The sequence below is a fragment of the Fulvivirga maritima genome (assembly GCF_021389955.1).
Lineage (GTDB): Bacteria > Bacteroidota > Bacteroidia > Cytophagales > Cyclobacteriaceae > Fulvivirga > Fulvivirga maritima.
On the sequence record NZ_CP089980.1, the window covers coordinates 2716680 to 2728585 of the forward strand.

Below are 11906 nucleotides of genomic sequence, written 5' to 3' on the forward strand. Positions count from 1 at the left end.
CAAAATGGAATGAATATGAAGAATCCGGTAATGATATTTGGAGCTAATAATATGGGGCGTGCTGCCAGAGATATATTTGACAGTAATGAGATCATGATATATGGCTTCCTGGACGATGATGCGAAACTTCATGGCACCGAAATGGACGAAATAAGTGTGCTTGGAGCTACTTATGACGACGGGTTTTTAAAATATATAGGAAAAAAATGCGAGGCTTTTGTAGCCATAGATGATAATAAATATCGCAAGAGTATAGTGAAAATGCTCAATGAAAGAAGAAAGGTAATGCCTGTAAATGCTATTCATCAGGCATCAGTTATTGCTAACACCGCTTACATTGGGCACGGAAACTTTATTAATATGGGAGCAAGGGTTGCTGATAATGCAAAAGTGGGCAATCATTGTATTCTAAACACTAACTCAGTAGTAGATTATAGTGCTGAGCTGGGTGATTTCGTTCAGCTGGGTGCCGGGAGCGTAATTAACACCGGAGTGCATGTGGGCAATGAAGTATTCATAGGCTCAGGTGTAACTATAGTGAGTGGGATTAAAATTGGTAAAGGCGCCAGGATAGGAGCAGGATCTGTAGTAATTGCAGATGTAGAAGCAGGTAAAACTGTTTTCGGTAATCCGGCTCAGGTAGTAGAGAGATAGTTGTTCTATTAGTTGGTTGAGGTTATTTAATGCTATTTTTTTTGTTATACCGGTAATTACGTATATTTTCCGGTACCTAAGCCTGAAATAAATTATGGTGAAAATTCCTGAATCAGAACTAATCCTCAATAAGGATAAGAGCATCTATCACTTAAACTTATTGCCTAAGCATATCTCTGATACCATTATTACGGTAGGAGACCCCAGCAGAGTTTTTATGGTGAGTAAATACTTCGATGACGTCGATTTTGAGATGAATCGTAGAGAGTTTATTACTCATGTAGGTACTTATAAAGGCAAGAAGATAACGGTTATCAGTACCGGAATGGGTACTGATAATATCGAAATCTTTTTTACTGAGTTGGACGCTCTCGCTAATATTGATTTTAGAAAGCGAGAGGAAAAGGCTAAGAAGAAGAAACTTAAGATTATAAGAATAGGTACTTCTGGAGCCCTGCAGGATATCCCTTTGGGTTCTCATTTGCTATCAGATTATGCCGTGGGTTTAGATACCCTTATGTGTTTCTACAATCTGCCTCAAGATGATTTGGAAAATGAAATAGGCAAAAAGCTTCAGGAGCAGATTCAGTTGCCTTTTCAGCCCTATGTGGTGCGAGGATCTCAGGAACTAAAAGAGCAGATCCGGGGAGATGATATGCTGATTGGCAATACCGTTACTTGTCCCGGCTTCTACGGCCCACAGGGAAGAAAGATCAGACTTGAGCTCAAGAACCCCAGGCTGATGGAGGCGCTCAATTATTTTCATCATAATGATATGTGGCTCACCAATTTTGAAATGGAAACGGCAGGGTATTACTCTATGGCAAGGTTGCTGGGCCATGAGGTGCTTAGTGCTAATGCCATTATAGCCAACAGAGTGAAGAATGAATTTGCTAAAAACTCCACTGAAATTATTGACTCTCTAATTAAAAAAGTACTAGACAGATTATAATTAAAGGCCTTTGTGTTTAATAGACCTCTATAATGATCATTCTCTTAGAGAAGTAGTATTCCCTGTCTCCGTTCACTCATGGTTAAAGAAAAAATTGACGTAGATTTACGGTTGACAAGAGAAACAGAATGGATGATTACGATATAATTACCCTCGATAACGGTATCAGGGTAATACATAAGCAGGTGTCTAATACTAAAATTGTGCATTGTGGTTTCATGCTGGATATTGGCAGTAGAGATGAAACCTCAGAAAATCAAGGAATAGCACACTTTTGGGAACACATGGCCTTCAAAGGCACACAAAAAAGAAAGGCTTTTCATATTCTTAATAGGATAGATTCTGTAGGAGGTGAGCTTAATGCTTATACAACCAAAGAAAAAATAGCTTTTTATGCCTCTGTGCTGGATAGCTATTTTGAAAAGGCCGTTGAGCTGCTGGCGGACATCACCTTCGATTCCATTTTTCCTGAAAAGCAGATTGAAAAGGAGAGAAATGTAATACTGGAAGAAATGGCCATGTATTATGATAGCCCTGAAGATGCAATTCAAGATGATTTTGATACCCTTGTCTACGGTGATCATCCGCTGGGCATGAATATTTTAGGTACTGCTGAAAGTGTTAAGTCATTTACAAGACAAGATTTCAAGGATTTTTTAGAGGCTAATCTCAATACCGAAAATCTGGTATTTTGCTCTGTAGGAAATATTCCTTTGAAAAAAGTAGAACGCCTGGCCAATAAATACCTAAGTGCCGTGCCTCGCTATTCGGCAGCACGGGTAAGGAAGCCTTTTGTAGATTATAAACCTGCTGAAAAAGTGGTTTATAGAAATCTTACTCAAGCCCAGTGTGCATTGGGGCGACCCGCTTACCCTATTGGTCATGAAAAAAGGTTAGCCTTCTTTATGTTGGTAAATATTCTGGGAGGTCCGGGCATGAACTCACGTCTTAACCTAGCGCTCAGAGAGAAACATGGCTTTGTTTATTCTATTGATGCCGGCTTACAATCATACATTGATACTGGGCTTTTCACCGTTTTCTTTGGTACGGAACCCGGTCAGTTAGAGCGAAGTATTAGGTTGGTGAAGAAAGAGCTAAAGCGGTTTGCAGAGAAGCCGCTGGGAGTAATGCAGCTACACACCGCTAAAGAACAGCTCATGGGACAGCTGGCTATGGCTGAGGAAAATAATACCAGCCTTATGCTGATGATGGCTAAAAGCACGTTAGATAAGAACTATATAGAATCTCTTGAAGATGTGTTTGCCAATATAAGAAATATAACGGCCTCTGACATTCAGGAAATAGCTATAGAAATGTTCGATGAGAGTCTGCTGAGTCAGTTAACCTTTTTGCCGGACAATTAATGTTAAACAATATTTTAATTCATTTCTTTATCTAATAAATTGGGCATAGAAATATGGAGTTTACAGATGTAGAATTACAGCAGTATGTAGAACAACATACTAAGGCTGAATCAGAAGTATTAAAAAAACTAAATAGAGAAACACATGCTAACGTGCTAAGACCTAGAATGCTTTCCGGGCATTTGCAAGGGCGTGTACTTTCTATGCTTAGTCATATGATCAAGCCCAAATGCATTTTGGAAATAGGCACCTATACCGGATATTCAGCTATTTGCCTGTCAGAAGGATTAACGACTGGTGGTAAACTTATTACCATTGATGTGAATGAAGAGTTGGAGGAGATGGTAAGAGGCTATTTTGAAGAGGCAGGGCTAACTTCCTCTATAGAATATATTATAGGTAATGCAGTGGAAGTAGTGCCTACATTGGATATTCAGCCTGATATAGTGTTTATAGATGCCGATAAAGCCAGTTATTCGGCTTATTTCGATATGGTAATTGATAAAATGGCTTCGGGAGGTTTTATTATTGCGGATAATGTGCTGTGGAGCGGTAAAGTGGTTGGTGATAAGATAGATAAGAAAACTCAGGTGATTATGGATTTTAATGAAAAAGTTCATAATGATGAGCGTGTAGAAAACGTTCTGTTTCCTATACGTGATGGTTTAATGGTAATGCGCAAAATTTAATTTCTTATGCCCAAAAGATTATTGTTCCTTCTTTTTTTGCTGCCTTTCTTAGTGCAAGCTCAGGGACCAAGAGTGCCTTCCAGAATGGAGTTTGCAGGAATAAAACTGCGCATTGCAGAAGGAGCACGTAAAGAAATTCAGGATGATGTAGATGCGCTGACCAAAAGCCCAAAGTACTTTAATATTAAGGTAGAGCGAGCGCGTTCTTATTTCCCTATCATAGAAAGGGTTTTTAAGGAAGAAGGCCTGCATGATGATTTTAAATACCTGGTTTTGCAGGAAAGTGCTCTAATACCTGATGCTGTCTCCACCTCAAATGCAGTGGGATTTTGGCAGTTTAAAGATTTTACCGCTCAGGAGGTAGGCATGCGTGTAGATGGCCATATCGATGAAAGGATGAATATTGTGTCATCATCTCGCGGAGCGGCCAAATATATGAAGAAGAACAATCAGTTTTTTGATAACTGGCTACATGCGTTGCAGGCCTATCAGATGGGAGCTGGTGGAGCCATGAGGGTGCTGGGTAAAGGTGATCAGGGTGCTAACTCTATGGTCATTAATAAAAAGACCTACTGGTATGTGAAGAAATATTTGGCGCATAAAATCGCTTTTCAGGATGCTGTGAATGAAGCGGGCTTAGTGCAGTTAAGAGAATATGATAATGGTGCAGGAAAGACTTTAAAAGATGTTTCCAGAGAAACGGGAGTGAGCCTGGCTCAGCTGCAAGACTATAACAAGTGGCTAAAGAAGGGAAAAATACCTGATGACCGTGAGTATACCGTTATAGTGCCAATTACAGAATTGCAAAATGTTAACCTGTCTGCTTTTAAAAATAATGGAAAAAATAATACGCGCCCCGAAGTAAGTAGAACGGTGGAGTATGACTTTGATAACCCTGATAAATATCCTGTTTATGAAGATTATGTTATGGCCTCACGGGGTAGCATTGTAGATATTAATGGTATGCCTGGCACCATTGCGAAGTCAGGAGATAAAATACCTGAACTAGCTGAGAAGGGAGAGCTTGATCTGAAAAAATTCCTGAAGTATAATGATATAGATATCAGTGATGGTCTTGTTGCTGGGCAGGTTTATTATTTTAAGAAAAAGAAAAATAAGGCTAAGACTCATTATTATGTTATTCAACCAGGAGAAAGTCTCTGGTCAGTATCTCAAAAGTTCGGCATTAAGCTGAAAAAGCTTAAGTCTAAGAACCGGATAAGAAAAAATGATGACGAGGTAAAAGCAGGTAGAGTGCTATGGCTTCGATTTATAAGGCCAGCCAGAGTGGAGCCAGAGTATAGAACCGTGAAAGAGCCAAATGAAAAGCCACAGGTGATATCGTCAAAGAGTGTAGTCAAGAAAGAAGAAGAGAAGGCTCCGCAGGAAGAACCAGAAATAGCTATGGAAGAGGTGGCTGTGCCTGTAATTAAAGAGTCAGATGCCTCTGTAGTGAAAAAGGATGAGCCTTCAGTTAATAAGGTGAAACCATCTGCCAGTCAGCAATATGCTGATCCTGTAGAAGAGAAAGTAGAAGAAGAGAATGAGGAAGTCTGGGAGGAGAATGAAGCTGTGGAGGAGGATGAACAACCTTTTGAGGGGAGAAGCCAGGTACATGTGGTGAAGCCAGGAGAAACACTTTATTCGATTTCACGCATGTATAATATAACCATAAAAGATCTGCTGGCGTGGAATGATATGGATATTTCTCAAAAACTGAGTATTGATCAAAAATTAGTTATTTATAATAAGAGTATGATAGTGAAGGAAGAAGCTGCTCCCGTACAGAGAGAGCAGGCGGAGGAGATATATCATACTGTAAAGCAGGGTGATACAATGTATAATATTGCCCGGAAATATGAAGTAACTATAGAAGAAATAATGAAGTGGAATGACAAGACAGACTTTAGCATAGGCCTTGGAGAGAAAATAAAAATCGTAAAAAGGCCAAATAAGTAATTGATATTAAAGTATTATTATTTAATTTATGGTTCGTATTTCAATAGTTACTTTTTGAAATTCTTAGATCTATTTTTAAGATTAAAAAACTTATTTAATTGCTATGTTTGCAAATCAGGAATGGAATAGCCAATTTTTCGGCAAAAGAAAGGGGGCTAATTTCTTTTCTTGTGTAAACTTCAAAAAATTGAATTTTTAACTAAACCAGCAGAAAGTTGACTGACTCTAAGGCGATCGATTTAGTAATGCTTGTGGATGATAATGATACTGATAACTTCATCAGTAAGCGTATAATTGAAATCACCAAGTTTGCTAACAGGGTTGAGGTGAAAAACTCCGGAAAAAGTGCTCTAGACTATTTAAAAGAAAATCAGGATAATATTGATAACCTGCCTAACCTGATATTTCTTGATATAAATATGCCTATTGTAGACGGCTTTGTTTTCTTATATGAATTTGAAAAATTCAGTGATGCAATTAAAGATAAGTGCAAAGTGATTATTCTTTCTAGTTCTGATAATAAAAGAGACATTGATAAGATTGTAAACAATAATCATGTTATAAAATTTATAACCAAGCCTCTTACAGAATCTGCTCTGGAGGAAGTTAAGGTAAACAATCTCTGAGAAGTTCTGTTGTAGCTGTAACTCTTCATAAAACAGACTAATATAATGCGACAAGTAAATGCGTGTAAGGTACTTTTACCTTTAACACTGGCATGCCTATTTGGCTTTTTTACAGCCCATGGGCAACAAAATGACACTATCCCTAAAGACACTACTTATTGGAAAAAAGATTTTAGAGGGGGGCTTAGTTTTAATCAGGCATCCTTTTCTGATAATTGGCAAGGTGGAGGCGTTAACTCCATTGGGCTAAATACCTTTCTTACTTATAAGGCTAACTATAAAAAGGATATCCACTCATGGGATAATACCATTGATCTTGGATATGGTCTTGTAAAGAACGAAGATCAAGGAAGTAGAAAATCGGTAGATCGCCTTTTTTTAGATACTAAATATGGCAGAATATTAAGTGATAAATGGACCTTTTTCACCTCACTAACCTTCCTTTCTCAGTTTGATAGAGGGTATGAATACGAAGTGGAACAGGCAGATGGCACTACGCGTGACAGTCTGATTTCTGAGTTTATGGCTCCTGCTTTTATAACCTCTTCCTGGGGTTTTGAATATCATCCTGTTGATTATTTTAAATTGAGATTAGGACCTTTTTCTCCTAGATTGACCGTGGTTAATAATGATCAATTGTCAGAAGTAGGTGCTTATGGCGTAGATCCCGGAGACAAGACAAGGTTTGAATTTTTGGCTTTCCAGATGGTAGCTGACTTTAATAAGGACATAGCTGAAAACCTGAATTTGAAATGGAAATATATGTTATTCGCTAATTATGAGCAGCTTGAAGTAAAAAAGCTGGATCACCGACTTGATCTGACGCTGGCGGCGAAAGTGAATAAATTCTTAGATGTATCCATAGGAGGTATTTTGCTGTATGACTATGATCAGATAGACGAACTGCAGATAAGCCAGGCGCTAAACCTGGGCGTGGTTTATACCTATAAAAATTATAAAGAGAAGAAGAAATAATTAATAAAGCCTCCCTGATACGGAGGCTTTATTGTTAGAAGTCAGTATCTAAGCCTAATCTGTTTTGTAAATCTCTCAGTATTGGCTTTTTCTCAATAAGGTAGGCGAATTTTTCATGATTAGTGTAAATCATTCTCTGCGCCTGAGCCTCAATTAACTCTGTTTCCAGAGATATCTTTCCATTGTTTAACTTCCTTTTAAGGTGTTTCAGTAGCTCTGGCCTGAATCTATCCAGAATATCAATTTTTACCGGATTAAGAAATTTGATAACGATGGTAGTAGGATCTTTTAGGTAAAACTCCTGCTTCATTACCATGTGCTCAGAGTTTTTACCTTCTGCTTTTCTGCTTTCGGCAAAGTCATTCCATACTTGAATGAGTTGCTCAGGTGTGAAGCTATCCGTTCCAAAGGTTTCTTCTACATGGTGTTTCTCTTCGTTTCCTTTTTCCTCCTCGGTCTTTTTAGCCAGATCATCCAGGTTTTTAGGAATCTTGGCGGTAGTCTTCAGCTTAGACATGCTTAGCCTTTTTGAAGGCTTTAAAGCAGAGGTAGGAGTAGCTCCTGAACCTGTGGTAGCAGCAGGAGCTTCCGTAGATGCTTGAGCGTTTTCGTTAGAATCAGGAGTAGTCTCCTTTTCTTCCGCTTCGTTTAGCTCACTTTTTTTTTTTAGGCCATTTTCAGAAGCAAGACTGATGGCAGAATTAATATGAGCTAACTTCATGAGCATAAGTTCTACACTCAGGCGCTGATTTTTACTTCCTTTATAGTTGATATCGCACTGATTAGAAATGTTGAGTGCTGTAAGTAAAAATGATTTTGAAGCCCTGTTAGCCTGGTCTATATACTTTTCTTTGGTGTTAGCAGGTACCTCCATCAGGTGTACAGTGGCATTGTCTTTAGAAACCATAAGGTTACGTAAGTGCTCACTGAGACCTACTATAAAGTTATGTCCATCAAACCCTTGCTTAAGGATCTCATCAAAAATCAATAAAGACTGTGTTATGTCCTCATTCAGTAAATGATCTACTACTTTGAAATAGTATTCATAATCCAGAATGTGCAAATTATTGATGGTAGACTGGTAAGTAACATTTCTGTCTGCTGAGAAAGTTACTATAAGGTCAAATATAGATAGAGCGTCTCTTAGCGCACCATCAGCTTTTTGGGCTATTAGGTGAAGCGCTTCTTCTTCAGCTTTTATATCTTCTCTATCTGCTATTCCTTTTAGGTGATCAGCAATATCAGATACCTGAATTCTGTTGAAATCAAAAATCTGACATCTGGAAAGGATAGTAGGTATTACTTTATGCTTTTCTGTAGTGGCCAGTATGAATATGGCATATTCTGGTGGCTCCTCCAATGTTTTAAGAAAGGCATTGAAGGCTGCATTAGATAGCATGTGAACCTCATCTATGATATATACTTTGTACTTACCATATTGAGGAGGGTAACGCACCTGGTCAATCAGGTTTCTGATATCATCTACAGAGTTATTAGAGGCTGCATCCAGCTCAAATATATTTAATGAGTTGCCTTCACTTTTCTCATCAAACTGATTGATCATTCTGGCCAAAATACGGGCACACGTAGTCTTACCAACCCCTCTGGGGCCGCAAAACAACAATGCCTGAGCCAGTTTATTGTTGTCTATCGCATTTTTTAAGGTAGTAGTAATATGACTTTGACCCACTACTTCTTCAAAACCTGTAGGTCTGTACTTCCGCGCTGATACAACAAATTTATCCATCGCTCGAAGTTAAGAAGTCCCGCTGAAAGTGAAAAGAAAAAAATAAAAAACAGGTGTAACAGAATGCTTCATTGTCTTCCTTAGAAGGTGAACTTAAATCCATTAGTTAAAGAGTAAACGAAGTTATTGATCGGTATAATGGGCTTGTCTTCATACTGAGCAGTGAAGGTGGTATTAAATGCTAGCTTATCGGTGAGTTTTATATTTAATACTGCATCTCCACTTACTCTATGTCTGAATACTTCAGAATCATAATCATAACCTCCCTGGTAGTAAAGTATGATGTTAAACCCTACATTTTCATTAATAGTAAGTTTTGACGTGATGTAGTTAGAGGTTTTCCAAATGTTTTTGTTAATGATTTCTCCTTTGGTTTCCAGAGAGTTCCAGTTTTCTCTTTCATACATAGCACCTATACCCATGAATATTTTGTTTTTCTCAGACTTTTTTTAATCGTATTTTTATACCTGCTCCCTGTAAAAAACGAAAAGGCATCTGCCTACCATTATCATATTGCACCTGAGTAAAACTCTCATAAGAAAGTTTTCTTTTCCTTAAAAAATTAATGCGGAAATGAGTATACCCCGTACTGATAAGCGGACCTCCGGTAGATTTTATATAACTGACTTCATTAATTAATATGTAGGCGTGTTTCTTACCAACATATACTAGATCAGAAGAGCCTTCAAGACCTGTGTAAGTGATATTTTCTTCTGCCGTGGCACTTTTGTTATTTAGGTCAAACTCTATATTAATGCTTCCCATAAAATAATTAGAAGAGTCAGAATCTATACTACCCTTGTCTACCTTGAGGATCTGAGCTGAGGCTAAATTTGTTATAATAAAAAAGCTTAACGTAAATAAAAATACTTTCATTGAGATGTTGATTAAGAATAAGTTACGAAAGTATCAAACAGATTTCAGGTATGAAATAATATGGGATAATATCCTGAATAGGTTGTTTGCAGAACTTATTTACGCTTATATTTGTAGTTCTCTTTGGCAAACCGGGGCCGACCGGTTTTGACAGGATGTGTGATTACGTGGGTAAGCATGCAGGCTCATGGGATGAGAGCCTTGAAAGATAGTTCCACAACACAATTGGCGAATCTAATTACGCCATGGCTGCCTAATCTTAACAACTAGTTAAGATGACAGGCTTAATCGGTTGAGCTGCCAGACGCAGTTCCCGGGCCACGTTCCACAAAACCTCTGTTCTGCAGGTTTTGAAATTGGGATGTCGAATAAGCAGAACTAGTGCCGGCAGGGTTGTGATGCCAGTGCGAAATTGATCGCAACTAAGGTAATGTTTGGCTGTTGTCGGCCTGGCTTTACCCGACAATCTGATGACAACTAAGCATGTAGAAGACACGATAGTTGCCTTCACTGGACGAGGGTTCGAATCCCTCCGGCTCCACAATTCACAAGTCAAATGACATCAAAAGCCTCTTTAAGCTATTTAAAGAGGCTTTTTTGTTTAATGCTCATGCCATTTTATTCATATAAAACCAATAGCTAGGTGAGTTATTCGGTGAGTAAATTGATAGTTTGTAATAACTCACCAGAGATGGTGTAAGATACTGTAATTCAGATTGATACATTTTATTTTTTAATATTGAGTTAGTTTAGTTTTAAATATTTTTTTATTAAATTATGAGAGTATTTAAATTCTCTAATTATGGATTCTTTCAGTATACTCTTTTTTTCTGCGAAAAACTAGATCAAAAGATAAGGCTACCCCTATTTATGTTAGAATAACTGTCAATGGAGAACGCGCTGAGGTATCGGCTAAAAGATCAATATTGACAGATCGGTGGGATACAAGATTAGGGAGGGTTCGGGGGAACCGAATAGATGCAAGAGAAATAAATTCGCATCTAGATAATATCCAAGTCAAATTGAATCGCATTCATAATAAGTTATTTGATCTGAATCAGAGAATTTCAGCAAGGTTGATTAAAGAAGCCTATTTGGGTGGAGGAAGCAACAAGAAGACATTAATTGAGGCTTTTGATTTTCATAATAAACAGCTGAAGAATCAAATAGGTAAGGGGTATGCTCAAGGAACTTATACGAGATTTGAGACTACAAAAAAGCATTTAATAGACTTTCTAACTAGAGAGTATAGTTGCGAGGATATTGAATTAAGTGATTTAGATTATGGGTTTATAGTTAAGCTTGAGCATTATTTTAAAGTTACAAGAAACTGTAATCATAATACAACTTTAAAATACATTCGGAATATTAGGAAAATTGTTAATACTGCTATTCTCAATGATTGGCTGGCAAAGGACCCTTTTGGTAAGTATAAAGTTAAGTTTAAAGAGGTTAAACGAGACTATTTAACTCAAGATGAATTGACTGCTTTGGAGCAAAAAGATTTTGAAATAGAAAGGTTGGGGCAAGTGAGAGATGTTTTTGTGTTTTGTTGTTATACAGGACTTTCTTATGCAGATGTTAGGAAGCTTACAATTAAAGATATATCAAAGGGATTGGATGGGGATTTGTGGATATTTATTGAAAGAACTAAGACGGGTAATTCATCAAATGTTCCTGTGCTCTCGAAAGCGCTAGAGATTATAAAAAGGTATCAAAATTCTCCTGAACTCCAATATTTGGGGAAATTGTTACCTATATTGTCAAATCAGAAGATGAATGCTTATCTGAAAGAGATTGGATGCATATGCGGATTAAACAAGAATCTTACGTTTCATGTGGCTCGGCATACTTTTGCTACTACAGTGACCTTGTCCAATGGTGTTTCAATAGAGTCTGTAAGTTCTATGCTGGGGCATAAAAATATGAGGACGACTCAGATTTATGCAAAGGTTGTTCAAGGAAAAGTGAGTGCAGATATGAGGAAGTTGAAATCGCTTATGAGTGAAAATGAGTGAAGGGAGTCAGGTTGCGATCGTTTTTTCGAACTTTTGTCTTTACCCA

The 11906-nt window shown here is 37.8% G+C and carries 11 protein-coding genes and 1 other RNA gene; 9 read left to right on the forward strand and 3 right to left on the reverse strand.

Annotated elements, in window-relative coordinates; translation table 11 throughout:
• Positions 1–15: 15 nt before the first annotated feature.
• From LVD15_RS11625 to LVD15_RS11655, 7 genes are all read left to right on the forward strand, one after another.
• Positions 16–654: an acetyltransferase gene (locus LVD15_RS11625; RefSeq protein WP_233780498.1), complete on the forward strand. Its 639-nt coding sequence runs from the start codon at positions 16–18 to the stop codon at positions 652–654.
• A gap of 94 nt (positions 655–748) precedes the next feature.
• On the forward strand, positions 749–1606 hold the full coding sequence (locus LVD15_RS11630) for a nucleoside phosphorylase (RefSeq protein WP_233780499.1): 858 nt from the start codon (positions 749–751) through the stop codon (positions 1604–1606).
• 128 nt (positions 1607–1734) lie between these two features.
• Positions 1735–2970, forward strand: coding sequence for a M16 family metallopeptidase (locus LVD15_RS11635; protein ID WP_233780500.1), 1236 nt, complete (start codon positions 1735–1737; stop codon positions 2968–2970).
• A gap of 53 nt (positions 2971–3023) precedes the next feature.
• Complete coding sequence (locus LVD15_RS11640; protein ID WP_233780501.1) at positions 3024–3659, forward strand: O-methyltransferase; 636 nt, start codon at positions 3024–3026, stop codon at positions 3657–3659.
• Positions 3660–3665: 6 nt separating this feature from the next.
• Complete coding sequence (locus LVD15_RS11645; protein WP_233780502.1) at positions 3666–5618, forward strand: LysM peptidoglycan-binding domain-containing protein; 1953 nt, start codon at positions 3666–3668, stop codon at positions 5616–5618.
• A 245-nt stretch (positions 5619–5863) separates the two neighbouring features.
• A complete protein-coding gene (locus tag LVD15_RS11650; protein ID WP_233780955.1) occupies positions 5864–6244 on the forward strand; it encodes a response regulator in 381 nt (126 codons plus the stop codon).
• A 45-nt stretch (positions 6245–6289) separates the two neighbouring features.
• Positions 6290–7219, forward strand: coding sequence for a DUF3078 domain-containing protein (locus tag LVD15_RS11655; protein ID WP_233780503.1), 930 nt, complete (start codon positions 6290–6292; stop codon positions 7217–7219).
• A gap of 34 nt (positions 7220–7253) precedes the next feature.
• Here LVD15_RS11655 and dnaX read toward each other — a convergent pair whose 3' ends face one another.
• The 3 genes from dnaX to LVD15_RS11670 all read right to left on the reverse strand — a co-directional run bounded on the left by dnaX (position 7254) and on the right by LVD15_RS11670 (position 9842).
• On the reverse strand, positions 7254–8966 hold the full coding sequence (gene dnaX / locus LVD15_RS11660; RefSeq protein ID WP_233780504.1) for a DNA polymerase III subunit gamma/tau: 1713 nt from the start codon (positions 8964–8966) through the stop codon (positions 7254–7256).
• A gap of 80 nt (positions 8967–9046) precedes the next feature.
• Complete coding sequence (locus LVD15_RS11665; protein ID WP_233780505.1) at positions 9047–9388, reverse strand: hypothetical protein; 342 nt, start codon at positions 9386–9388, stop codon at positions 9047–9049.
• 16 nt (positions 9389–9404) lie between these two features.
• A complete protein-coding gene (locus tag LVD15_RS11670; protein WP_233780506.1) occupies positions 9405–9842 on the reverse strand; it encodes a hypothetical protein in 438 nt (145 codons plus the stop codon).
• A gap of 133 nt (positions 9843–9975) precedes the next feature.
• On the opposite strand from LVD15_RS11670, the gene ssrA reads away from it, so the two are divergent.
• Positions 9976–10386, forward strand: a transfer-messenger RNA (tmRNA) gene (gene ssrA, locus LVD15_RS11675).
• A 286-nt stretch (positions 10387–10672) separates the two neighbouring features.
• Entirely contained in the window at positions 10673–11860 is a 1188-nt protein-coding gene (locus LVD15_RS11680) for a site-specific integrase (protein WP_370687418.1), read from the forward strand.
• Positions 11861–11906 lie beyond the last annotated feature (46 nt).